General features: G+C 68.7%; 21 protein-coding genes and 1 other RNA gene. 13 read left to right on the plus strand and 9 right to left on the minus strand.

Annotated features, from left to right (window positions below):
* The first annotated feature begins 4 nt into the window (after nt 1-4).
* The 8 genes from ubiG to ACXJLU_RS14645 all read left to right on the plus strand — a co-directional run bounded on the left by ubiG (nt 5) and on the right by ACXJLU_RS14645 (nt 8,502).
* Nucleotides 5-706, plus strand: coding sequence for a bifunctional 2-polyprenyl-6-hydroxyphenol methylase/3-demethylubiquinol 3-O-methyltransferase UbiG (ubiG, locus tag ACXJLU_RS14610; protein ID WP_457332046.1), 702 nt, complete (start codon nt 5-7; stop codon nt 704-706).
* Nucleotides 703-1,368 (plus strand): phosphoglycolate phosphatase, encoded by a 666-nt coding sequence (gene gph / locus ACXJLU_RS14615; RefSeq protein WP_457332048.1) that lies wholly within the window; start codon nt 703-705, stop codon nt 1,366-1,368. The genes ubiG and gph overlap by 4 nt, the downstream gene beginning before the upstream one ends.
* 13 nt (nt 1,369-1,381) lie before the next feature.
* Nucleotides 1,382-1,784: a transfer-messenger RNA gene (ssrA, locus tag ACXJLU_RS14620) on the plus strand.
* Nucleotides 1,785-1,958: 174 nt separating this feature from the next.
* A complete protein-coding gene (locus ACXJLU_RS14625) occupies nt 1,959-2,564 on the plus strand; it encodes a TetR/AcrR family transcriptional regulator (protein ID WP_457332128.1) in 606 nt (201 codons plus the stop codon).
* Between the two features lie 85 nt (nt 2,565-2,649).
* Nucleotides 2,650-3,492: an oxidoreductase gene (locus ACXJLU_RS14630; RefSeq protein WP_457332050.1), complete on the plus strand. Its 843-nt coding sequence runs from the start codon at nt 2,650-2,652 to the stop codon at nt 3,490-3,492.
* On the plus strand, nt 3,489-4,490 hold the full coding sequence (locus tag ACXJLU_RS14635; RefSeq protein WP_457332052.1) for an NADP-dependent oxidoreductase: 1,002 nt from the start codon (nt 3,489-3,491) through the stop codon (nt 4,488-4,490). Before ACXJLU_RS14630 ends, ACXJLU_RS14635 begins: the two co-directional genes overlap by 4 nt.
* Nucleotides 4,491-4,673: 183 nt before the next feature.
* Complete coding sequence (locus ACXJLU_RS14640; protein WP_457332054.1) at nt 4,674-6,827, plus strand: LamG-like jellyroll fold domain-containing protein; 2,154 nt, start codon at nt 4,674-4,676, stop codon at nt 6,825-6,827.
* 88 nt (nt 6,828-6,915) lie between these two features.
* Complete coding sequence (locus ACXJLU_RS14645) at nt 6,916-8,502, plus strand: Ig-like domain-containing protein (RefSeq protein ID WP_457332056.1); 1,587 nt, start codon at nt 6,916-6,918, stop codon at nt 8,500-8,502.
* A gap of 52 nt (nt 8,503-8,554) precedes the next feature.
* Here ACXJLU_RS14645 and ACXJLU_RS14650 read toward each other — a convergent pair whose 3' ends face one another.
* The gene (locus ACXJLU_RS14650; RefSeq protein WP_457332058.1) at nt 8,555-8,923 is read right to left on the minus strand and encodes a DUF1801 domain-containing protein; all 369 of its coding nucleotides are present in this window, start codon (nt 8,921-8,923) and stop codon (nt 8,555-8,557) included.
* Nucleotides 8,924-8,978: 55 nt separating this feature from the next.
* On the opposite strand from ACXJLU_RS14650, the gene ACXJLU_RS14655 reads away from it, so the two are divergent.
* Entirely contained in the window at nt 8,979-10,706 is a 1,728-nt protein-coding gene (locus tag ACXJLU_RS14655) for a M14 family zinc carboxypeptidase (protein ID WP_457332060.1), read from the plus strand.
* A gap of 12 nt (nt 10,707-10,718) precedes the next feature.
* Here the strand turns inward: ACXJLU_RS14655 and ACXJLU_RS14660 are convergent, their stop codons facing one another.
* The 7 genes from ACXJLU_RS14660 to ACXJLU_RS14690 all read right to left on the minus strand — a co-directional run bounded on the left by ACXJLU_RS14660 (nt 10,719) and on the right by ACXJLU_RS14690 (nt 18,361).
* Nucleotides 10,719-11,423: a LytR/AlgR family response regulator transcription factor gene (locus tag ACXJLU_RS14660; RefSeq protein WP_457332062.1), complete on the minus strand. Its 705-nt coding sequence runs from the start codon at nt 11,421-11,423 to the stop codon at nt 10,719-10,721.
* Nucleotides 11,395-12,414 carry a sensor histidine kinase gene (locus ACXJLU_RS14665; RefSeq protein WP_457332063.1) on the minus strand — a complete coding sequence of 340 codons (1,020 nt, stop codon included), beginning with the start codon at nt 12,412-12,414 and terminating at the stop codon, nt 11,395-11,397. Before ACXJLU_RS14665 ends, ACXJLU_RS14660 begins: the two co-directional genes overlap by 29 nt.
* A complete protein-coding gene (locus ACXJLU_RS14670) occupies nt 12,411-12,983 on the minus strand; it encodes a hypothetical protein (RefSeq protein WP_457332065.1) in 573 nt (190 codons plus the stop codon). Before ACXJLU_RS14670 ends, ACXJLU_RS14665 begins: the two co-directional genes overlap by 4 nt.
* 219 nt (nt 12,984-13,202) lie before the next feature.
* A complete protein-coding gene (locus tag ACXJLU_RS14675) occupies nt 13,203-13,526 on the minus strand; it encodes a DUF3325 family protein (protein ID WP_457332067.1) in 324 nt (107 codons plus the stop codon).
* Nucleotides 13,519-15,222, minus strand: coding sequence for a PepSY-associated TM helix domain-containing protein (locus tag ACXJLU_RS14680; RefSeq protein WP_457332069.1), 1,704 nt, complete (start codon nt 15,220-15,222; stop codon nt 13,519-13,521). The genes ACXJLU_RS14675 and ACXJLU_RS14680 overlap by 8 nt, the downstream gene beginning before the upstream one ends.
* 11 nt (nt 15,223-15,233) lie before the next feature.
* The gene (locus tag ACXJLU_RS14685) at nt 15,234-15,518 is read right to left on the minus strand and encodes an iron uptake protein (RefSeq protein ID WP_457332071.1); all 285 of its coding nucleotides are present in this window, start codon (nt 15,516-15,518) and stop codon (nt 15,234-15,236) included.
* A gap of 80 nt (nt 15,519-15,598) precedes the next feature.
* Complete coding sequence (locus ACXJLU_RS14690; RefSeq protein ID WP_083614751.1) at nt 15,599-18,361, minus strand: TonB-dependent receptor plug domain-containing protein; 2,763 nt, start codon at nt 18,359-18,361, stop codon at nt 15,599-15,601.
* A 208-nt stretch (nt 18,362-18,569) separates the two neighbouring features.
* On the opposite strand from ACXJLU_RS14690, the gene ACXJLU_RS14695 reads away from it, so the two are divergent.
* From ACXJLU_RS14695 to ACXJLU_RS14710, 4 genes are all read left to right on the plus strand, one after another.
* Nucleotides 18,570-19,529 (plus strand): LysR family transcriptional regulator, encoded by a 960-nt coding sequence (locus ACXJLU_RS14695; RefSeq protein ID WP_457332073.1) that lies wholly within the window; start codon nt 18,570-18,572, stop codon nt 19,527-19,529.
* 116 nt (nt 19,530-19,645) lie between these two features.
* Entirely contained in the window at nt 19,646-20,428 is a 783-nt protein-coding gene (locus tag ACXJLU_RS14700) for an SDR family oxidoreductase (protein ID WP_457332075.1), read from the plus strand.
* Between the two features lie 63 nt (nt 20,429-20,491).
* Complete coding sequence (locus ACXJLU_RS14705) at nt 20,492-21,331, plus strand: PA4780 family RIO1-like protein kinase (protein ID WP_457332077.1); 840 nt, start codon at nt 20,492-20,494, stop codon at nt 21,329-21,331.
* A gap of 9 nt (nt 21,332-21,340) precedes the next feature.
* Entirely contained in the window at nt 21,341-21,952 is a 612-nt protein-coding gene (locus ACXJLU_RS14710) for a DUF938 domain-containing protein (protein WP_457332079.1), read from the plus strand.
* A gap of 36 nt (nt 21,953-21,988) precedes the next feature.
* On the opposite strand, the gene ACXJLU_RS14715 is transcribed toward ACXJLU_RS14710, so the two are convergent.
* Nucleotides 21,989-22,597 (minus strand): TetR/AcrR family transcriptional regulator, encoded by a 609-nt coding sequence (locus tag ACXJLU_RS14715; RefSeq protein ID WP_457332081.1) that lies wholly within the window; start codon nt 22,595-22,597, stop codon nt 21,989-21,991.
* Nucleotides 22,598-22,603: the final 6 nt, after the last annotated feature.

Genomic DNA, 22,603 nt, shown 5'->3' on the forward strand with positions numbered 1-22,603 from the left:
CCTCATGATCAATGCCGACCCTCAAGAGCTCGCCAAATTCAGCGACCTGGCTCATCGCTGGTGGGATCCCGACAGCGAGTTCCGCCCGCTGCACCAGATCAACCCGCTGCGGCTGGACTGGATCGACCGGCTCGCCGCGTTGAAGGGCAAGCGGGTGCTGGACGTCGGCTGTGGCGGCGGCATCCTGGCCGATTCGATGGCGCGCAAGGGCGCCGACGTGCTGGGCATCGACCTCGCCGGCAAGGCGCTGAAGGTGGCGCAGCTGCATGCGATGGAGGCCGGCACCACCGGCGTCGAGTACCGAGAGGTCGCGGCCGAAGCGCTGGCGGTCGAGGCGCCCGGGCAGTTCGACGTCGTCACCTGCATGGAGATGATGGAGCACGTGCCCGACCCGTCGTCGATCGTGCAGGCCTGCGCGACGCTCGCGAAACCGGGCGGCTGGGTGTTCTTCTCGACGATCAACCGCAACGCGAAGGCTTTCATGTTCGCGATCGTCGGCGCGGAGTACCTGCTGAAGCTGCTGCCGCAGGGCACGCACGAGTACAAGCGCTTCATCAAGCCGAGCGAGCTGGCGCAATGGGCGCGCAGCGCCGGGCTGGCGCTGGAGGGCACGCGGGGCATGGAATACAACCCGCTGACCGGGCGCTACTGGCTGTCGGCCGACACCAGCGTGAACTACCTGTTCGCCTGCAGGAAGCCGCTGTGAGCCTGCGCGTGAAGGCGGTGCTGTTCGACCTGGACGGCACCTTGATCGACAGCGCCCCCGACTTGGCCGGCACCGCCAACGACATGCGCGCCACGCGCGGCCTGCCGGCGCTGCCTTTCGAGCAGTTCCGGCCGATGGTCGGCGCGGGCGCGCGGGGGATGATCGGCGTGGCGCTCGGCATCACGCCGGCGGATGACGGCTTCATCGTGCTGCGCGACGAGTTCTTCGACCGCTACGAAGTGCGTATGACGCAGCACACGCGGGCGTTCGACGCGGTGCCGGCGATGCTGGACGCGATCGAGGCCCTCGGCCTGCGCTGGGGCATCGTCACGAACAAGGCGCAGCGCTTCACGAACCCGCTGGTGGCGGCGCTGGGGCTCGATGTGCGGGCCGGCGCGGTGGTGAGCGGCGACACGACGCCGCATTCGAAGCCGCATCCGGCGCCGTTGCTGGAGGCGGCGCGCCAGATGGGCGTGGCGGCGCGCGACTGCGTGTACGTTGGCGACGACCTGCGCGATGTGCAGGCCGGGCAGGCCGCCGGGATGGCGACGGTGGCTGCGGGCTGGGGCTACCTCGGTGTCGGCGAGCCGGTCGGGGCGTGGGGTGCGCAGCACGTCGTTCATTCGCCCGATGAGCTCTTGAAGCTGCTGGCGATGACCTAAACTATGACTTTCTGGGGCCGACCTGGTTTCGACGTAGGTTCGGATTCGGAGTAGGGCATGTCGAGCACCAGTTCGCTCGTAAATCCACTGGATCGCACTTAACTGCGAACGCTGATACGTACCTGCAAGCCTCCAACGGCTAAGTAAGGGCGACCCCCCGCCGCGTAATACCGGCGGGCTTCGCAACAGCACGTCCATGGGCTGGGCTTGAGGGGCAACCCAAGAGCTGCGAAGTCATTCACATGGAATCGCTCTGAGCCGGGTCACTCGGTTCAAGGGCTAAATCAAGTGACTCGGGACGAGGGTAGCGTGCTGCTGCGCGACCACTGTCCTCAAAAACAAATCAGTCAGCTACACATGTAGATCTACCCGGTGAAGGCTTTCGGACGGGGGTTCGATTCCCCCCGGCTCCACCAGATGAAGGTCCGACGAGGACCGTGATGTTGCAAGAAGCCCTGGAGCCCCAACGCTCCAGGGCTTTTTTGTTGTGCGTCGGAAGCTCCATCAAGCCCGCCGGCAAGACCGTGAGGAATTCCACCTGGGACCCTTCGCTCTCCAAGCTTGCGTGCGCCACGGGCACAAAATGCCGTATGATGACAATCATGCGAAAGTCATCCACAACCGCCCGGGCCGCCGCCAAGGAGGCCACGCACGAGCGCATCGTGGCCGTGGCGGCGCGTGCCATCCGCCGCAGCGGCTACGACGGCACCGGGGTGGCCGACATCATGAAGGAGGCCGGGCTGACGCATGGGGCCTTCTATGCCCACTTCGAATCGCGTGAGGCCATGCTCGCCGAGGCGGCGGCCCGGGCCTGCGCGGAGTCCGCTGCGGCTGCGGCGGACGTGGCGGCCAGCGTGCCCGCCGGGTCGGCACTGGCGCCCATGCTCGGCGCCTACCTCTCCAGATCGCATGCCGCGAACCCCGAGCTGGGCTGCCCCTTGGCGGCGCTCGGTTCTGAAACGTCGCGCCAGGCCCCCGAGGTGCGCCGCGTGACGACCCAGCACATCAAGGAAACGGTCGACATGCTCGCCCGCCAGTCGCCGGACTGGGGGCAGTCCGGCGCGCACGAGCGGGCGCTGGTGACGATCTCCGCCATGGTCGGCGCCTTGCTGCTGGCCCGCGCGGTGGACGATCCCAAGCTGTCGGACGACCTGCTCGAAACCGCACACCGCTACCTCACCCCTGCCGGCCCCTGAACCCACACCGGGGACCGTGGCCTTTTCTTTCGCCATTACATATGATGATCATCATTTCAGTAGCCAACACCGACGGAGCCACGACATGACAGCAACCAGCAGCAAGCCCAGGATCGCCCTCGTGACGGGCGCCTCATCGGGCATCGGCCAGGCCACCGCGGAGCGGCTCGCGAAGGCGGGCTACAAGGTCTACGGCACGAGCCGGCGCGGTGAAGACGGGCGCCAGCGAGCGTTCGAGATGCTGCCGCTGGACGTGACCAGCGATGCCTCCGTCGCCGATGCTGTCTCGCAGTTGATGCAGCGGGAGGGGCGCATCGACCTCCTCATCAACAACGCCGGCTTCGGAGTCGCCCCTGCCGGGGCGGAAGAAAGCTCGATCGAGCAGGCCCAGTCGATCTTCGACACCAACTTCTTCGGGATCGTCCGAATGACGCGCGCCGTCCTCCCGCACATGCGCAAACAGGGCGCCGGGCGCATCATCAACATCGGCTCGGTGCTTGGCTTGTTGCCCATGCCGTACGGCGCGCTCTACGCCGCGACGAAGCATGCGATCGAAGGCTATTCCGAGTCGCTCGACCATGAGTTGCGCACAAGGGGCATCCGGGTCTCGGTCATCGAGCCCGCTTACACGAACACGCCGTTCGACGCGAACTTCATGCAGCCCGACGCCAAGCTCGATGCGTATCGCGAGGCCCGCACCGCCGTCAGCCAGCGCGTGAAGGAAGTGATGGCCACCGCAGACCAACCGGGCGTCGTGGCCGAGACCGTGCTGAAGGCCGCCAGTGCGGTTCGCCCCCTGCTGCGCTACACGGCCGGCGGGCTCGCTGCCCGGCTGACATGGCTGCGCAGATTTGCGCCTGCCGGACTGATCGATGCCGGGATTCGAAGGGATCTGCGGCTCGATGCGACGCTGGCGGTGAAATCATGAAGGCATTCGTCCTCGATCGCTATCAGAAGCAAGCCTCCCTGCGCTTGGCGGACATGCCAACCCCGGAGCTCCGTGAAGACGAGGTCCTGGTCGAGGTCCATGCCGCCGGCGTGAACCTGCTGGATGCCAAGATCCGGAGCGGCGAGTTCAAACTCCTGCTGCCCTATCGCCTGCCGATCATCCTCGGTCACGATGTGGCGGGCGTCGTCGTCAAGGTGGGCGCGCGCGTGCGGCAGTTCAAGCCGGGTGATGAGGTCTATGCGCGGGCCGATGATTTCCGGATCGGCACGTTCGCAGAATTCGTCCCCGTCAAAGAGGCGTCGCTTGCGCTCAAGCCCAAGGGCTTGACGATGGAGGAAGCCGCTTCCATTCCGCTGGTGGGGTTGACGGCATGGCAGGCGCTCGTCGAAAAGGCCGGCCTGAAGAAGGGGCAGAAGGTCTTCATCCAGGCCGGCTCCGGTGGCGTGGGCACCTTCGCCATCCAGTTGGCCAAACACCTGGGCGCGAGCGTCGCCACGACGACGAGTGCCACCAACGCCGCGCTCGTGAAGCGCCTGGGTGCCGACGTCGTCGTCGACTACCGCACCCAGGACTTCGAGACCGTCCTGCAAGGCTACGACGTGGTGCTGAACAGCCAGGACGGCAAGACGCTGGGCAAGTCCCTGCGCGTGCTGAAGAGCGGCGGCAGGCTCATCTCCATCTCCGGGCCGCCGGACCCCGAGTTCGGCAAGGAGATCGCGGCGCCGGGCTTCGTGAAGCTGGTGATGCGGTTGCTGAGCTCAAGCATCAGGCGCAGGGCACGCAGTCGAGGCGTGGGCTATTCCTTCCTCTTCATGAAGGCGAACGGTGTTCAGCTGCAGCAGATCACCCGCCTGATCGAGGACGGTGCAATCCGGCCCGTCATCGACAAGGTCTTCCCGTTTTCATCCACCAACGAAGCGCTGGCCCATGTTGAATCTGGCCGAGCCAAGGGCAAGGTCGTGATCAAGATCAAGTGAGCCCTGACGCACCGGCAAGCGGCTGGAGCCTGAACCGCATCGATCTGGCGAAACGCCGAACAGGCGCAAGAGGGACCAAAACCGGCCGATCCTGACCGAAGCTGCGCCTGGTTCGGGTCCTCAGGCATGGCCCGGGCTTTGCTGCAAATGCTGCCATCGAAGCTGAAGCCCTGCGGCACCGCCATGACTCACGACAACAACCAGGGAGCGCTGCCGTTCTCACGACGGGCCTTCATGCTGGGCATCGGCGCGGGCGGGCTCGGTCTGCAGGCCTGCAGCAACGGTGAAGAGACCCAAGCGGATTCGGCAGACGCCGGCGGATCCGCCGGGCAGCCGAGCGAGGGGGCGTCCCGGGTCTTTGTCCACCCGGGACTGCTTCATACCGAAGCCGACTTCGCCCGCATGCGCGAGAAGGTCGCGCTGGGCGCGCAGCCATGGACCGATGGCTGGAATGCCCTCATCGCCAACGGCCGCTCGCAGCTCGGCGCGGCACCTCGACCGCTGGCGCAGGTGGTGCGGGGGGGCGATGGTTCGAACTTCGCGCAGATGTACATCGACATCGCACGCGCCTACCAACTGGCCTTGCGCTGGAAAGTCTCGCAGGACGCCCGCTATGCCGACCAGGCCGTCGTCTTTCTCAACGCGTGGTCCGGCACGCTGACCTCGATCGTCGGCAACGCGGATCGATTCCTGGCCGCGGGCATCTATGGCTACCAGTTCGCGAACGCGGCCGAGATCATGCGCAGCTACAGCGGGTGGGCGGCGGAAGACTTCAAGCGCTTCCAGAACATGATGCTGACGGTCTTCTATCCGTGGAACGCCGACTTCCTGAAGAACCACAACGGCGCGGTGATCACCAACTACTGGGCCAACTGGGACCAGTGCACGCTGGCCAGCATGCTCAGCATCGGCGTGCTGTGCGACCGGGAGGACCTCTACGACCAGGCGCTCGCCTACTACCGGAACGGGCAGGGGCATGGCGCCGGCCTGCAAGCGGTCTTCCACGTGCACCCGGGGAACCTGGGTCAGTGGCAGGAAAGCGGGCGCGACCAGGGCCATTCCACGCTGGGCATCGGCCTCGCCGGCGCATTCCTCGAGGCGGCATGGAACCAGGGCGACGACCTCTATTCGTACGACAACCACCGCTTCCTGGCCGGAGCCCGGTACGTGGCGAAGTCGAACCTGCCGGACGGCAACGGGGGCTTCGAGGGAGTCCCCTATCTGCCCTACAACAACAAGCAGGGTTACAGCACCGTGCTCGGCGGCGGCCTGGGAATCAAGCGCCCGGTCTGGGAGCTGGTGCTCCACCACTACGAAGGGCGCCTCGGCATCGCTGCGCCCGAGGTCAGGCAGCAGGCCCTGCAATTGCGCCCGGAGTACGACGGAGACAACGGCGATCAGCTCGGCTTCGGCACGCTGACCTTCGCGCGCGATCCCGTCGCCGGAGCACGGCCGAGCGGGCTGACGGCGCGGCTGCAAGCGGTCAAGGTCGAACTGTCGTGGTGGGGCGTGCCGGATGCCGACTCGTACACCGTGAAGCGCGGTGCTCGCGGCGGTGGGCCGTACGCGGTCGTCGCCACCGGCGTGACATCGGTCTTGACCTGGACCGACACGGCGCCGCTCGCGTCGGCCTGGTATGTGGTGACCGCCGTCCATGGCGCCGGTGAAAGCGGCACGTCCAACGAGGTGGCGGTGTCGACCCAAGCGCAGCAACTGCTGCAGCTCACGTTCGATGAAACCACCGGCACGGCGGCCGCCGATGCCACCGGGCAATGGCCGGCCAGCAAGACGGTTCGCGCCGACGGCTGGGCGGCGGGTCGCAAGGCGGGCCACTCGGTGGTCCTCGATGGCGTGGCCGACTTCATCGCGTTGCCGGCCAACGTCATTGCATCGCTGAGCGACTTCACCATCGCGACCTGGGTCTTCCTCGATGCCGCCACGACCTGGGCCCGGGTCTTCGACTTCGGTTCCGGTCCTCGGAGATCCATGTTCCTGGTGGCGCGAAATGCGCAAGGCTGGCCTCAGTTCTCGATCGACACCGAGCACGGCTATGTCGCCCAGAACGTCGTCGGCCAGACGGCCGTACCAACCGGAAAGTGGACGCACCTGGCGGTGACCTTGTCCGGGCAGTTGGCGACCTTGTACGTCGACGGCGTGGCCGTGGGCAGCAAGGCCGACGTGATCTATGCGCCGTACCACCTCGGTGTCGGCATGGCCGGGTTCATCGGCAAGTCGCAGTACGCGACCGATCCCTTGCTGAAGGGCAAGGTCGACGATTTCAGCATCTACGCGGGTGCGCTCGGTGCGGCGGCTGTGGCGGCACTTGCCGCCGGTTGAGCTTCTGGGCGCTCGAATCCCCCGCAAGGGGGTTTGAGCCCTCCGCGCGTTGCCGCTACGCTTCCCGGCACTCACGGAGGAGTCCCCCATGACCTTGAAAGCAAAGCTCGCCACGCTGGCGTTCTGTTCACTCGCGGCTGCCGCAGGCGCCGACCCCGGCCCCGCCGTCGCGCCGGCCGAAGCGGCCCGCGGCGCCGGGCATCGCGCCAACGATGCCCCCACCTTCACCGACGTGCGCCGCGCCGTGCACACCGGCGCCATCGTCAACCTGACGCCCCTCGTCGACGACCCGGATCGACGCGACCACCACCACCTCGAACTGCTCTCCGCTCCGCTGACCGGCTCGGCCGCCGTCTCCGCGAACGGCAAGCACATCACCTACGCCGCCCCCGCCACCGCGGGCGTCGACACCTTCACCTACCGCGCCACCGACCGGGCCGGCCTCTCCGTCGACGGCACGGCCCGCATCGTGGTCTACGACGACGCGACCCTCGCCACCTGCCGGCAAGACAGCACCGTCACGCCGGCCGGCGTGCTGGAGAGCCGCACCAAGTCCAACGGCTGCGCCTACTACGGCCAGACCGCCACGCGCGTCTCGATCGACGGCCCGGTGGTGATGGACTATTTCGTCAACTGGCCGTCCAACGGCAGCGCGCCGAAGGCGGTGGTCGTGCTGATCGGCGGCGGCGACTTCAACATGGCCATCCGCGGCAACCTGGACACCGGCGCCGGCGACGTGACCGGCGGCGCCAACAACTTCGTCGTGCGCACCGCGCAACTGCTGGCCGACGCCGGCTACCTCGCGGTCGCACTCGACCGGCCGGTGCCCGGGCCCCGCGTGCCGCCGGGCTCGACCGACGTCACCACCGCGACCGACTTCTACCGCGTGTCGGTCGATCACGCGGTCGACATCCTCACGGTGCTGAAGTCGCTCGACACCCGCCACCTGCCGGTGTTCCTGATGGGCACCAGCCGCGGTTCGATCTCGGTGGTGGCGCAGAACCTGATCGCCACCGGCATCTCCACCTCCAGCACCGTCACCTTCGATTCGAACGACAACGGCCGCCGCCTGTGGGTGGGCAAGCCCAGCGTGCCGAACCTGATAGCCGACTACGTGCACCGCCCGACGCACGTGCTGTGGCATGAGCAGGACGGCTGCATCGCTTCCACGCCGACCGGTTCGCGCATGTTCTACGAGAGCCTGCTCGTCCAGGGCAAGGAGCCGTCGTTCAACATCGCCAGCGGCGGCGTGCGGGTCACGGCCACGGGCAACGGCGTGTCGCCGGATGTCTGCGGGCCGCTGAATTTCCACGGCTACATGGGCATCGAGAACACCGTGCTCGGCTACCTCACCACCTGGTTCGACCAGCGCGTCGCAGCGCTCGGGCACGACAAGCCGCCGCACGCCGCCTTCGCCGAGGTCAGCACGGCCGCCGGCGTGCCGGTGCAGATTCACCTGGCGGGGCTCACGCACGATCAGCACCGGGCGCATCTCTCGTACGCCTTGCCCGGCACGGCGACCAGCTTCGGCGGCCAGGCGGTGCTGAACGGCCGCACCGTGACCTACACGCCGCCCGCCGGCATGACCAGCGGCACCGACTACTTCGTCTACGTGGTGACCGACGGGCGCGGCGGTGTCGGCGCCGCGGTGGTGACGGTGCATGTCGGCGGCTGAGCATTCATCCTGCGGCTGACCCGGCTTCGAGCTGCAGGCGGACGCTGCGGGCTCACGTGCCCGCGGCCTTGTTGACCGCGATCGCCGCGCGGAACAGCGCCTTCAGCGCGGTGGCGTCCGGCTTGTCGCCTTCGTGGAAGTCGATCGCGCGGCGGACGTTGCCGTCGAGGCTGCTGTTGAAGAGCTTGGCCGGGTCGGGCACCGAGGCACCCTTCGCGAAGGTCAGCTTCACCGCCTTCTTGTAGGTCTCGCCGGTGCAGATCAAGCCGTGGTGCGACCAGGCCGCCGTGCTCCACTTCCATTCCTCGGTCACGCCGGGGTCGGCCTTCAGGATCAGCGCGCGCAACGTGGCGAGCATCTCGCCGCGCCAGTCGGCCAGGCCTTCGATCTTCTCGTCGATGAGTTCGGAGGGAGTGGGCATCGCAATCCTCGGCTCGATTTCTTGAGGCCGGCATCGTACCGCCTAGACTGCGGTGATGAACATCCATGACGACTGGGCCACGCCGTTCGAGCGGGGCAACGGCAACCAGACCACGACCTGGCGCGACTGCATCGATTTCCACCAGCAGCTGGCACGGGCCTTCCCGTCCTGGCTGCGCTTCGACGAGGCCGGCCGGTCGGATGGCGGCGTGCCGATCCACGTCGGCGTGTTCTCGAACGACGGCGTCTTCGACCCGCCCGCGGTGAAGGCTGCGGGTCGCTCGGTGTTCTTCAACAACAACGGCATCCACCCCGGCGAGCCCGAAGGCATCGATGCGTGCATGGCCCTGCTGCGCGACCTGTGCCTCGACCCGGCGCGGCGCGCGGCGCTCGGGCGCACGGTGCTGGTCTACATCCCGGTCTACAACGTCGATGGCGCGCTGAACCGGCACGACACCAGCCGCGTCAACCAGAACGGGCCGGAGGCCTTCGGGTTTCGCGGCAATGCGCGCCACCTCGACCTGAACCGCGATTTCATCAAGGCCGACAGCCTGAACACCCGCAGCTTCGCGCAGGTGTTCACCCGCTGGGACCCCGACGTGATGGTCGACACCCACACCTCGAACGGCGCCGACTACCAGCACGTGGTGACGCTGATCGCGACGCAGCCCGACAAGCTCGGCGGCCGCACCGGCAAACACCTGCGGGAGACGATGCTGCCGGCGCTGTACGCCGACATGGCGCGCCGCGGTTTCCCGATGTGCCCGTACGTGAACCCGCTGCAGGAGATTCCGGACGACGGCATCGCCGACTTCCTCGACTCGCCCCGCTTCTCGACAGGCTACGCGGCACTGCACCACACGATCGGCTTCATGCCCGAGACGCACATGCTGAAGGCCTTCGAGGCGCGCTACCACGGCACGCGCGCGCTGGTGGAGGCGGCGCTCGCGCACACCGTGGCGCACGGCGATGCGATCCGTGCCGCGCGGGCGGGCGACCGGGCGGCCATCGCAGGTGGCGCACCGGTCGCGCTCGATTGGTCGCTCGATCGGCAGCGCAGCCGACCGTTCCGCTTCAGCGGCTTCACGGCGGTGCACGAACCGAGCCGCCTCGGCAGCTACCAGCGGCTGCGCTACGACCGCGGCGCGCCGTGGGTGAAAGACATTCCGTACTTCGACCGCTACCGCACCACCGTCAGCGCGGTGCCGCCGCGCGCTTACCTGCTGCCGCAGGCCTGGCATGACGTGGCGCTGCGTCTGCAGGCGCATGGCGTGCCGCTGCAGCGTGCACTGCGCGCCGGTCGCGTGCCGGCCGAGGCTTGCCGCATCACGCGCTTCGACAAGCGGCGAATGCCGTTCGAGGGCAGGCACCTGCACGACGTGCTGGAGGTCGAGACCGAGGTGCGCACCGCCGACGTCGCAGAGGGCGATTGGCTGGTGCCGCTCGGCGGGCCGCACGACCGCTTCATCGTCGAGGTGCTGGAGCCGCTGGGCATCGACAGTTTCTTCCGCTGGGCTTTCTTTGACAGCGTGCTCGACAAGAAGGAGAGCTTCAGCGACTACGTGTTCGAGGACGAGGCCGAGCGGCTGCTGGACGCCGAGCCGGGGCTGCGTGCGCGCTTCGAGGCGTGGAAGGCCGAGCATCCGGATCTGCTGGGCGACCGGGAAGCGGTGCTCGGCTTCATCTTCCTTGCGGCGCAGCGGTATGCCGAGCCCGAATGGCGTCTGTATCCGGTGCTGCGCCTGCTTGAGTTGCCCGCGACCCTGTTCAGCGCCGAGGACTGACAACGCGCGGCATCACATGCCGCGAAAGCGCCCGCGCTGGCTGCGGCTGACCGGCAGCGGAACCGCCAATCCGCGCTGGCGAACGACGAGCTCGCCGTCGTCGCTGCGCTCGACACGCTCGATGCAGCGCGCATTGATCACGATGCCGCGGTGGATGGGCCAGAACACCGCGTCGTCGAGCTGCGGCAGCAGCTCCGCCAGCGGGGTGCGCAGCAGCAGCACCGTGCCGTCGCGCGCGATCGCCTGCGTGTGCCGCAGGTCCGAACGCAGTACCGCGACCTCGTCGACCTCGATCACGCGCATCGTCAGGCCCGACCATGCGTGCAGGAAGCGCAGGCGGGCTTCGGCGGGCGCTTGTGCCGCCAGCGAGCGGCGCAGGCGTTGCACCGTGCGAGCCAGACGTGCCGGCGTGACGGGCTTCTGCAGGTAGTCGGCCGCTTCGTGCTCGAAGGCCTGCAGCGCATGTTCGGCATGCGCCGTGACGAAGACCACGCGCGTGCCGGCCGGTGTGAGCGACGCGAGGGTGAGGCCGTCGATGCCGGGCATCCGCACGTCGAGGAAGGCGACGTCCGGCGTGTGCTCGTCGAGCAGCCGGCGCGCCTGGCTGCCGGTGCCGGCGGTCGCGACGATCTGCAGCTMGGGCCAGGCCTCGGCCAGCAGCGATCGAAGCTCGTCGAGCAGCACGGGTTCATCGTCGGCGAGCAGGGCTGTCGGCATGGGGCTTGTCGGGGAGGGGAAGGGCGATGTCGGCGAGCGTGGCGCCGTCGGTGTCGCGGTGCAGGGTCAGGCCGGCTTGATCGCCGTGCAGCGCGTGCAGGCGCTCGCGCAGGTTGCGCAGCGCGAGACCGTTTCCGGCCGTTGTTGCGCGTGTGGCGAGGTCGAGCGGACGCCCGGTGTTGCGCACGCGCAGGTGAAGGCGGCCGGCGTCGCAACGCGCGCTCACCTGCACCTCGCCGCCGGCTTCATCGGGTTCCACACCATGGCGCAGCGCGTTCTCGACCAGCGGCTGCAGCAGCAGCGGAGCGATCGGCAGCGCCAGCGATTCGGCGCTGCCGTCGACGCGCCAGCGCAGCCGCGGCCCGAGGCGGATCGCCATGATGCCGAGGTACTGCTCGACCATCTGCAGCTCGCGCTCGACCCGCGACATCGGCTCGCGCACCTGCGGCAACGCCGTCTGCAGCAGGCCGGTGATGCCATCGAGCAAGGGCAGCGCCTGCGCGGACCCCTGGCGCACCAGGCTGCGCAAGGTGGCCAGCGTGTTGAACAGGAAATGCGGTTCGATCTGCGCCTGCAGGCTCATCAGCTCGGCCTGCAGGCGCGCGCGTTCGGCCTCGGCGCGCCGTGCCGTTGCCCGGCGGGCCAGCGACTGCGCGACCGGCACGCCGATCCACAGGCCGCAGAACACGCCGTGCAGCGCGGCGCGGGCGAGCGTGTCGGCAGGCCCGCCGCCGGTGGCGCGGTCGAAGGCCCAGCCGCTCGCACTGCCGGCGAGCCACGCCACGGGCGCGGCGATCCACCAGCGCAGCGGCGTGCGTGTCGTGGCCAGCAGCATGAACGCGACGCCGTAGCCGATCCACAGTGCGAGCGCGAGCCGCCAGGCCGGGTGGTCGCGCCACGGCACGGCGGCAGCGRCCATCAGCAGCAGACCGATGAACGCGTTGCGCCAGCGCCCTTCGAGGACGAAGTCGTCGAGCGGCGCCGCTGTCACGGCGGGCTCAGGTGCTGCGGCTCGATGCGCGTCAGCGGTGCCGAGGCCATGGCCGTGACCGGCACGTCGGTGCCGACCGGGTCGAGGCTGAACTGCGTCGCATCGGCCTGCCCGGCGCCTTCGGTGAGAAAGCCGAAGCTCAGCGTCTCGGTGCCGGGCGGAATGTCGAGCACCACGTCGATCGCCTGCCAGCCGGTGCTGCCGTGCAGTGCGCGGCCCTGCATGTTGTCGAATGCCACCGACCTGCCGCCCTTGTCGGCGCGCAGCCAGACGCCGGCCCAGCCTTGTACCTCGGTGATCTTCAGCTGCGCGCGCAATCGCAGGCGCTGGCCGGCATGGCGCCCGGCCGACACCTGCTGCATCACGGTCGCGAAGCCGGTGGTCTGCGCCGGGCAGTCGATGAAGAAGACGCGCGGCGTCGGTGCGGCGCTCGCGTCGCGCACGCCGTGGCGGCAGGCGGCGGCATCGCCGGCGCGCATCCAGCCTTCGGGCAGCGTGGAGTTGGCCGCGCCGAGCGAGGTGGCGAGCAGCGCGACGCCGACGGCGGCAAGCAGGGATTTCAGTGTCATGCGAGGTTCTTTCCAGCGGCGAATGATCGGCCAGATTCTGGGTGTCACCGTCGCATTCGAGCGAGCGATGCGGCAAACCGCATGCACCGGCGCATGAGCCGTCTTTGATGGCGCTTGAGCTGCTTCAGATGCAATTGAGGTCGTCCTTTCCTGGATTCCCTCGTGTCGCGCCTGCCGGACTACCTGTCGGGTCGTTGGCTCGTCGGGAAAGCGCCGCGCTCAGCCACGGTCGGCCCAGGCCACGAGCCCTGACAGCCAGCTTGGCCGCCACGCCAGCGTCAGCGCCACCAGCAGCGCGGCCGCCCCGAGCGACATCACCCACACCAGCACGGCCATCGTCGCGTGGTCGGCGAGCAGGCAGACGCCGAACGACACGGCCAGCGCCACGCCGCCCAGCGCGCGCAAGCCGATCGCGGTGCGCCGGCCCGGGCCGGCGGCGGTGCCGCGCGCCTGCTGCCAGTGCACCTCCATCGCGAGCGCCAGCCACGCGATGCCGCCGGCGCTGCACAGCAGCGCGAAGGTCAACAGCAGCGCCTTATGCATTCGCGGTCTCCTGCTGGTCCGCGGTGGAGGCCTGGTTCGCGTCCAATTCATCTTCCTTGGCGACCGCGACGACCGAGCGTGCGCGGCGGCGCAACCTGACGGCGGCTGTCGCGGCGATCGCGCCGACGACCAGCAGCGCCAGGTCCAGCCCCGCCACCGGCCAGTAGCGCGCCGCGAGTGTCTTGATCAAATGGTCGCCGGTCGTGACCCAGTTCAGCGCGACCGCCGCGAACGCGAGCACGGCCACCGCAGCGCACTGCTCGGCCCACGCCGGCGACAAGCGCGCATCGCGCACCGGCGCGCTGCGCCACAGCGCATGCGCGGCCGCCAGCACCCAGGCGCCCCAGAAGCTCGCCTTCTCCCAGTCGCCACGCTGCGCCATCTCGGCGGGCAGCAGCCGGTTGGCGACCAGGATCGCCAGCGCCGCGACCAGCATGCCGGTCACCGTGGCCACCGCCACCGCATCGGCCCAGCGCGCACCGCCGGTGCCGGCCTTGGCATGCTGGCGCTTGCGCTTCTCGACGAAGAAGATGAAGCCGGTGGCGATGCAGATGCAGCCCATCAGCCCGCCGAACACGTAGAACCAGCGCAGCAGCCAGTGCTCGAAATGCTGCAGGTGCAGGCCGGTCAGGAAGTCGTTGACGCTGGCCACCGCGCTCGGCGGCGGCTCCTCGAGCAGCACGCGGCCGGTGCTGCCTTCGAAGTGGATCGGCTGGCCGACCAGCGTCACGCGGTCGCTGCCGGCGCGGTACAGCGTGACGGTGCTGTTGCGGTCGCCGACGTGGTTGACGTAGAGGTAGCCGACCTCACCGGGCATGCCGCGCGCGGCCCAGCGGCGCTTCGCCTCGACCACCATCGCGTCCACCGACGCGAGCGGCGCCTGCACGCCGGCCGGCTTGAAGGGCAGGCCCTTGGCCGTGGCATTGGCCATCGCCGCCGCCATCGCCTGCGGCTTCAACAGCGTCTCGGAGACCGGCAGGTAGATGCTCGCGAACACCGTCAGGCCGGTCAGCGCGAACATGAAGTGGAAGGGCAGCGCGACCACGCCGGTCAGGTTGTGCAGGTCGAGCGTGCTGCGCTGCACATGCTTGCGCGGGCGGAAGGTGAACAGCTCGCGGAACAGGCGCCGGTGGATGACGACGCCCGACACCAGCGCCGCCAGCATCACCAGCGCCGCGAAGCCGACGATCCAGTAGCCGAGGTCTTTCCAGGTCAGGTTCAGCCCGTAGTGCATCGGGTAGAAGAACTCGCTGCCGATCTTCAGCTGGTCGTCGGGCAGCAGGCGGCCGTTGCGCGGGTCGATCGTCACGTGGCCGTGCACATGGTCGTCGGGGTCGTCCGGGTTGTTCGGCACCGCGTACTCGGCATACAGCGACAGCACCGGATCGCGGTGCGTCGTGTAGGCGCCCCAGTTCATCGGCGCGAGCGCCTTCGGCAGCGGGCCGCTGACGCGCTTCGCGGCGGCCTGCAACTCGTCGGCCTCGGGCGACATGCGCGCGAAGATCGGCGCGAGCATCGTGTCGAACGACGACATCGGCTGCGGCGCGAAGCGCGTCTCGGGGATCGCCCAGCGGTCGATCTCGCGGTCGAACACCGACAGCGAGCCGAAGAAGAACACGACGATCAGCACGTAGCCGAGCACCAGGCCGAACCAGGTGTGTAGCCACGTCATCGAGAGTCGGAAGGTCGGGAACATGGTGTGCTTCCTCAAACGGCCGGCAACCGGGTCATCCACCAGCCGAGACCGGTCATCGCCGCACCGCCGCCGAGCAGCACGAGCCACACGCGCGCCGTGCTCGCGGCCGCGAACGACCAGCAGAACACGACGAGGTAGACGAGGAAGGCCACCAGGTAGAGCAGCGTCTGCGCATCGGCGTACGGCATGCCTGCGGCGAGCGCCAGTGCGATGCCGAGCATCACGAAGCCCCAGGTGAAGGACCAGCCGCCGAGCACGCCGGCGGCCACGCGGGAGATGATCTGGAACTTGCGCATGGGGCAGGGAAGATGAGAACGATTCTCATCATTATCCATGAACGGGGCGCCTCTCCCGAGGCGCCCACCGTGCCCGGCGACTACTTGAACTGGTAGCTCACCGACGCGTAATAGAAGCGCCCGCGCGGGTCGGCGAACGACGCCGCATAGCCGGTGGCATGCGAGCCGTACGACGCCACCGCGGTGAACGGCGGTTCCTCGTCGAACAGGTTGCGCACGCCCAGGCGCACCGAGAAGTCCTTCAGCCCGTTGTAGACGCCCGAGAGGTTCCAGCGGCTCGAGTCCTTCACGTGGTATTCCTGGTGGACGCCGACGTTGGCGTCGACCAGGTCGGCCGACTCGGTCCAGCCCTTCACGAACACGTTCTCGAGCGTCGCGCCCCAGCTGTCGCGCTGCAGGTCGATGCTGAACGAGTGCTGCCAGCGCGGGTGCGGCTGCACGCTGCCGCCGTCGCCGGCGGTGCCGGCGTAGTCGGTCATCGGGCCGTCCTTGTAGGCCTGGCGCTTCCAGGTGTCGACGTAGGTGCCGTTCAACGCGACCGTCAGCTTGCCGACCGAGGGCAGCGCCCAGCGCGTCGTCACGTCGAGGTCGATGCCCGAGGTGCGCAGGTCACCCAGGTTCTCGACCGGCGTGTCGATGTAGCTGATGAAGCCGTCGGCGGTGCGGTGGATGCGGTTGCCGAACTTCGCCAGCAGCCCGGGCTCGGTCAGGATCGCGTCGCCGGTGACCACGCTGATCTGGTCCGTCTTCTTGATCAGCCACCAGTCGAGCGAGGTCGACAGCCACTTCACCGGCTCCAGCACGATGCCGGCCGAGAACTGCTTCGACTTCTCGGCCTTCAGGTCGGCCGACGACGCGAAGCGCTCGTTGAACTGGCTTTCGCAGCGTTCGTCGTTGGCGATCGGGCAGTTCGGGTCTTTCAGCGAGTTGGCGGTGTTGGTCATCGACGGCGGGCTGTTCACGTCCCACAGCGACGGGGCGCGGAAGCCGGTGCCGGCCGAGCTGCGCAGCAGCACCTCGCGGGCCGGCTGCCAGCGCAGGCTGGCGCGCGGGTTGAAGCTCGAGCCGAAGTCGCTGTAGCGGTCGTAGCGGGCCGCGAGGCCGGCTTCCCAGCCTTTCGCGAACGGCGCGTTGACCTCGGTGAACACCGCGATCACGTTGCGGCTGGCCCGCGTCTCCGGCACCGTGCCCTCGCCGCCGATGTGCAGGCCTTGGCGGTACTCGTCGTTGACCGGCGTGTCCTTGGCCTGCTCGTGGCGGAGGTCGAAGCCGAACGCCGCCGCCAGTTGCCCACCCGGCAGCTCGAGGAATTCGCGGCTCGCCTTGCCGTCGAGCACCGTGGTGGTGCTGGTGGATTTGCGCATCGTGCCTTCGAGCAGCGTCGAGCGCAGCAGCGCCTCGCCGGCCGCATCGCTCGGGCCGAACGGGTTGATCTGGCCGGTCTTCAGTGCGTCGATGAACCGGGGTTCGCTGATGTAGCCCGAGTAGTTCAGCGTACCCATGCCGCGTGCGATCGTCAGCGCCGAGTCGTAGTCCCAGCCTTGCGCCGTGCCCTTGATGCCGGTCACCGCGCGGACTTGCTCGTTGACGTTGTCGTTGATGCGGTTGCCGACCGGAACGGCCCGCATCGAGATCTCGGCCATGCCGCTGGCCGGGGCGGCGTAGCCCAGCGTGGCCAGCAGCGCGGCCGGGTAGTAGGGGCTCGTGACCGGGATCGCGAAGCTCGGGTAGCTGGCGGTGTCGGGGTTCAGGTGCCCCGCGGTGGCGTCGATCGGCACCGGCGCGATGCGTCCGATGTTGTGATTGCGTGCATAGGACGCCTCGGCGAAGAACTCGCTGTCCGCGTCCAGGCGCAGGCTGAAGCGCCCGAACAGGTCGCCCTTGGTCTGGTCCGGCAGGTTGTCGAGCGTGGCCGAGTAGATGAAGCGGCAGGCCTGCTTCGGCTGGCCGTTCGGCGTGGTGGCCACCGCCGTGGTGACGACGGTGAACTTCGGGTCGCAGGGCGCGAAGTTCGGATCGTTGAAGCCGTTGGTGCCGAGGTAGGCGCCGGGGCTGATGCCGAAGTCGACCAGCCGGCCCGGGAAGCCGCGGCCCGAGGTCGGAGGTGCCGAGCCGGGGATCTCGGTGACGCCACGGTTGTAGTAGCCCTGGTCGATCGCGCGGATGCGGGTGTTGTCCTGGTAGTTCGCGGTGAACAGGAAGTTGTAGCCGTCGGTCGGCAGGTCGCCCTGGCCGTAAGCGAGGCTCAGGCCGCTTTCCCTGCCACCCACGTTGGCCTGTGTGTCGCCGTAGCGCACCGTCAGCTGGCCGCTCTTGTAGTCGCGGCGCGTGATGAAGTTGATGACGCCGCCGACCGCATCGGTGCCGTACACCGCCGAGGCACCATCGCGCAACACCTCGATGCGCTCCAGCGCGGCGAACGGAATGCTGTTGAGGTCGACCGAGACCGTGCCGCCGATGCTGCCGAACGGGTGGTTCGCGAGCCGCCGGCCGTTCAGCAGCACGAGCGTCGAGTTGGCACCCAGCCCGCGCATGTTGGCATTCGAGGTCGCGTAGCCGGCGCCCTGGGTGGTGTCCGACTGCAGCCCGGTGCTGGCCGACACGCGCTGCAGCAGCGCCTCGACATTGGTCGCGCCGCTGCGCTCGATCTGCTCCTTGGTGATGACGGTGACCGGCAGGGCTGTCTCGGATTCGACACGCCGGATCGACGAGCCGGTGATTTCCACGCGTTCCAGTTGCTGTTTTGTCGCTTCTTGTGCCGCGGCCTGCTGGGCGCTGGCCAAGGCCATGCCGCCGCTGAAAGCCAGCGTGATGGCGCGATGGATCCTGGTTCTTCTCTGCATGGGGTCCTCCCTCCCTGGTGGGGATGGCGAGCGGGTGACGGGACTCCGCGCGCCTTGCTCAGGGGCGCCCGGCGGTGCCGGCGGGTGCCGGACCGGACAGAACCGGGAGCCGAGAGCAAGAAGAAGACCAACTGCAACGCACCATGTCGCTTCGTTTCGGTGCTGCCGCGAAATGCGGGCGGCCTGGCGGCTGCGGTAGGCTGGGCGAATGGATGAATTGCGAGCCTTGTCGACCTTCGTGCGCGTGGCCGAACTTGGCAGCTTCAACAAGGCCGCCCAGGCGCAGGCCACGACGCCGCAAGCGGTCAGCAAGACGATCCGCCAGCTCGAGCAGCACCTGGGCGTGCGCCTGTTCCACCGCACCACGCGCAAGAACTCGCTGACCGAGGAGGGCGAGCGGCTGCTGCATGCGGCCCGGCCCAACCTCGACGGCCTGGTCGAGGCGCTGACGCGCGCCCGCAGCGCGGTGCGCAGYGACGAAGGGCTGGTGCGCGTCAGCGCGGCCGGTGCGGTGGCGCGGCAGGTGCTGGTGCCGATGCTGGCAGCGTTCCAGGCGCAGCACCCGGCTGTCCAGATCGACCTGCTGCTCGAGGACCGCTTCACCGACCTGGTCGGCGAGCGGATCGACGTCGGCTTCCGGGCCGGCAACCCGCCCGAAGCCCAGGTCATCGCGCGCCGGCTGTTCACGATCCAGCAGATCGTGTGCGCGTCGCCGGCCTACTTCGAGCAGCACGTGGCGCCCGAGCGGTTGCAGGACCTGCTGCTGCACCGCTGCACGGCGTACCGCCAGCCGGGAACAGGTCGGCCGATGCCGTGGGAGTTCGAGGTGGATGGCAGCGCGGTTTTCCACCACGTGCCGGTGGTGCTGTGCAGCAGCGAGCCCGAGGCGGACTGCCTCGCCGTACTGGCCGGCATCGGACTCGGCCAGGTCGACAGCATCAATGCCGCGGCCGCGTTGCGCGACGGCCGGCTGGTGCCGGTGCTGACCAACCATGTGAGCGAGCGCATGGGTCTCTACCTGTACTACGCGCAGCGGGCCGACATGCCGGGGCGGGTTCGCCGCTTCATCGACTTCAGCACGACCTGGCTGCGCGACAGCAAGCAGTTCTACGTCCCGCCGGCGGAGTTGCGCGCACTGGCCCGGCGCGCCCGCGCGGCACGCCGGTGATTGGTAACTCATGGTTGTCAAAGTAACGGCTTTGGCGGACTACCCAGGTTGAGGCTTGATTCCTAGAGTTCGGTCCAGGCGTCGCTGTCGCGGCGCGCAACCCAAGGACGAACCTCATGGCCACCTCTTCGAACTTCTTCGCTTCCCAACTCGCCGGCCGCGTCGCCGTCATCACCGGCGCATCGAGCGGCATCGGCCGCGCGTCGGCGCTGCTGCTGGCCGCGCGCGGCGCCAAGGTCGCGGTGCTCGCACGCCGCAAGGAAGCGCTCGACGCGCTGGTGGCCGAGATCACCGCGGCCGGCGGCGAGTCCATCGCGGTGGCGGTCGACGTGACCGACCAGGCCTCGGTGGCGGCCGCGGCCGCGCAAGTCGCAGCGGCCTACGGCCGGGCCGACCTGGTCTTCAACAACGCCGGCGTGATGCTGCCCGGCGCGATCGAAGAGGGCAAGCTCGCCGAATGGGAGCAGCAGATCGACCTGAACGTGACCGGCGTGATGCGCGTGATCCACGCCTTCGTGCCGCAGCTGGTGCAGGCAGCGGCCGAGGGCGCGACCGTCGACCTCGTCAACACCTCGTCGATCGCGGGCCAGTACCTGTACCCGTACTTCGCCGTCTACACCGCGACCAAGGCGTATGTGAGCCACCTGACGCGGCACCTGCGCATCGAGCTGGGTCCGAAGAACATCCGCGTGTCGATGATCGAGCCGGGCATCGTCGCGACCGAGCTGCAGGGCCATGTGACCTTCCAGGGCGCGAAGGACTGGCTGGCCGGTGCCGAGAAGACGATGGAGTTCCTGCAGCCGGAGAACGTCGCCGAGAGCGTCGGCTTCATCGTCGCGCAGCCGAAGCACGTGAACCTGCAGCAGGTCGTGATCATGCCGACGAAGCAGGGGATCTGAGTCGACGGGCCCGGGGAAAGGCCCGAAGGAAGAGGCCCGAGAAAAGGCCCGAGAATGGGCCCGATGAAAATTCCAGCACGACTTCAGAACCTGGTGGCCGAAGGCCTGATCGACAGCGTCGTCCGCCAGCTCAAGAGCGGCAAGGAAGCTGATGTGTACGTCGTGCGCTGCGGCGACGAGACCTGCGCGGCCAAGATCTACAAGGAGGCCCACAAGCGCAGCTTCCGGCAGGCGGTGGACTACACCGAGAACCGCAAGGTGCGCAACAGCCGCCAGGCGCGGGCGATGGCCAAGGGCACGGCGTTCGGCCGCGAGCAGCAGGAGGCTGCGTGGCAGAGCGCCGAGGTCGATGCGCTGTACCGCCTGGCGGCGGCCGGCGTGCGCGTGCCGAAGCCGCACAACTTCCTCGACGGCGTGCTGCTGATGGAGCTGGTGGCCGACGAGCGGGGCGATGCCGCACCGCGCCTGAACGACCTGCAGTTCACCGAAGAACAGGCGCTGCAGCACCATGCCACGCTGATCGGCGAGGTGGTGCGCATGCTGTGCGCCGGCGTGATCCACGGCGACCTGTCGGAGTTCAACATCCTGCTGGCCGCGGATGGGCCGGTGATCATCGACCTGCCGCAGGCGGTCGACGCGGCCGGCAACAACCACGCGCCGCGCATGCTGATGCGCGATGTCGACAACCTGCGCAACTTCTTCGGCCGCTTCGCGCCGAGCCTGCTGGGCACGCGGTACGGGCCCGAGATGTGGTCGCTGTACGCCGGTGGGCTGCTGGTGTCGGGCATGCCGCTGACCGGCCGCTACGAGCAGCGCGCCGGGGCGGTCGACTTGTCCGGGGTGCTGCGCGAGATCGAGGATGCGCGGCTCGAAGAGGCGGCGCGCGTGCTGCGGATGAGCTGAGGAGATTGCATGACCGACGACCTTCGCCGCCACAGTCCCGCCGCCGAGCGCAACCGCGCGGCGATCCTGGCCGAACTGCAGCGGCTGCTCCCGCCGCACGGCGTGCTGCTGGAGATCGCGAGCGGCACCGGCCAGCATGCGGCGCATTGCAGCGCCGGGCTGCCGGGCTGGCAGTGGCAACCGAGCGATTTCGAGGCCGAGACGCTGCCGTCGATCCGCACCTGGTGCGCCGGGCTCGATCGCGTGCGCGCGCCACTGCAGCTCGACGTGTTGTCGCCTGAATGGCCCGGCGTGCCGGCGCAGGTCGACGCCATCTTCTGCGCCAACATGATCCACATCGCGCCGTGGGAATGCTGCGGTGGCTTGATGCGCGGTGCGGCGCGATACCTGTCGCCGCAGGGCATGCTGATCACCTACGGCCCCTACTTGGAAGACGGCGTCGAAACCTCGCCCGGCAACCTGGGTTTCGACGTCGACCTGCGCATGCGCAACCCCGGCTGGGGCCTGCGCCGGCGCGAGGACGTCGAGCACGAAGCCGCGGAGGCCGGCCTGGTGCTGCGTGAACGGGTGGCGATGCCGGCCAATAACCTGCTGCTGGCCTGGCGCCGCGTGCCGACCTGAACCCGCCATCGCCGGGTCGCGACGAACGCTGATTCCTCAGCGCTGGCCCGCTCGCACCAGCGGCAAGAAAACCTCGTCCACCCAGGCCGTCGTCAGCTCCGGCCCCGGCGCGGCGAGGTTCATGATGACGTGATGGCGGAACAGGTCGATCAGCACGGTCGACACCGGCGGCTTCAGTTTGGCGGCGTCGATCTCGCCGCGCGCCACGGCACGGGCCAGGATGCTGCCGAGAGCGTCGGTTTCGCCGCGGACGAGTTGTGTTCGAAACGCCTCGGGCGATGACCCGGTCGCGGCGGAGTACTCGCCAAAAATCACCAGGATGCTGGCCGCCAGAGCACTGGCCCGCGCGGTGGCCTGGTTCATCAGTGCGAGGAGTTCATCGCGCACGCCGCCGCCTGCGGGCACGTCCATGGGGTGCTTGAGCAGTTGCTGATGGATGGCGGCCAGGGCCAGCTCGGCGCGATTGCTCCAACGGCGGCCCAGTACCGGGCGACTCGTGCCTGCCCTGGTGGCCACGGCTTCCATCGTCAGGTTGGCATAGCCGCCTTCGATCAATTCCTCCCAGGTGGACTCCAGGATCGCCGCTTCCAGGTTGGCACCGCGTCGCCTTTCCTTCACTTGAACGCCTTCCACAATAAGATTCATCCTTGC

The sequence above is a fragment of the Rhizobacter sp. P5_C2 genome, from assembly GCF_054049715.1.

Coding starts and splice junctions, on each gene's coding strand:
- ubiG (WP_457332046.1), top strand. CDS start 5: ATGATCAATGCCGACCCTCAAGAGCTCGCCAAATTCAGCGACCTGGCT.
- ACXJLU_RS14625 (WP_457332128.1), top strand. CDS start 1,959: ATGATGACAATCATGCGAAAGTCATCCACAACCGCCCGGGCCGCCGCC.
- ACXJLU_RS14630 (WP_457332050.1), top strand. CDS start 2,650: ATGACAGCAACCAGCAGCAAGCCCAGGATCGCCCTCGTGACGGGCGCC.
- ACXJLU_RS14635 (WP_457332052.1), top strand. CDS start 3,489: ATGAAGGCATTCGTCCTCGATCGCTATCAGAAGCAAGCCTCCCTGCGC.
- ACXJLU_RS14640 (WP_457332054.1), top strand. CDS start 4,674: ATGACTCACGACAACAACCAGGGAGCGCTGCCGTTCTCACGACGGGCC.
- ACXJLU_RS14645 (WP_457332056.1), top strand. CDS start 6,916: ATGACCTTGAAAGCAAAGCTCGCCACGCTGGCGTTCTGTTCACTCGCG.
- ACXJLU_RS14650 (WP_457332058.1), bottom strand. CDS start 8,923: ATGCCCACTCCCTCCGAACTCATCGACGAGAAGATCGAAGGCCTGGCC.
- ACXJLU_RS14655 (WP_457332060.1), top strand. CDS start 8,979: ATGAACATCCATGACGACTGGGCCACGCCGTTCGAGCGGGGCAACGGC.
- ACXJLU_RS14670 (WP_457332065.1), bottom strand. CDS start 12,983: ATGACACTGAAATCCCTGCTTGCCGCCGTCGGCGTCGCGCTGCTCGCC.
- ACXJLU_RS14675 (WP_457332067.1), bottom strand. CDS start 13,526: ATGCATAAGGCGCTGCTGTTGACCTTCGCGCTGCTGTGCAGCGCCGGC.
- ACXJLU_RS14680 (WP_457332069.1), bottom strand. CDS start 15,222: ATGTTCCCGACCTTCCGACTCTCGATGACGTGGCTACACACCTGGTTC.
- ACXJLU_RS14685 (WP_457332071.1), bottom strand. CDS start 15,518: ATGCGCAAGTTCCAGATCATCTCCCGCGTGGCCGCCGGCGTGCTCGGC.
- ACXJLU_RS14690 (WP_083614751.1), bottom strand. CDS start 18,361: ATGCAGAGAAGAACCAGGATCCATCGCGCCATCACGCTGGCTTTCAGC.
- ACXJLU_RS14700 (WP_457332075.1), top strand. CDS start 19,646: ATGGCCACCTCTTCGAACTTCTTCGCTTCCCAACTCGCCGGCCGCGTC.
- ACXJLU_RS14705 (WP_457332077.1), top strand. CDS start 20,492: ATGAAAATTCCAGCACGACTTCAGAACCTGGTGGCCGAAGGCCTGATC.
- ACXJLU_RS14710 (WP_457332079.1), top strand. CDS start 21,341: ATGACCGACGACCTTCGCCGCCACAGTCCCGCCGCCGAGCGCAACCGC.
- ACXJLU_RS14715 (WP_457332081.1), bottom strand. CDS start 22,597: ATGAATCTTATTGTGGAAGGCGTTCAAGTGAAGGAAAGGCGACGCGGT.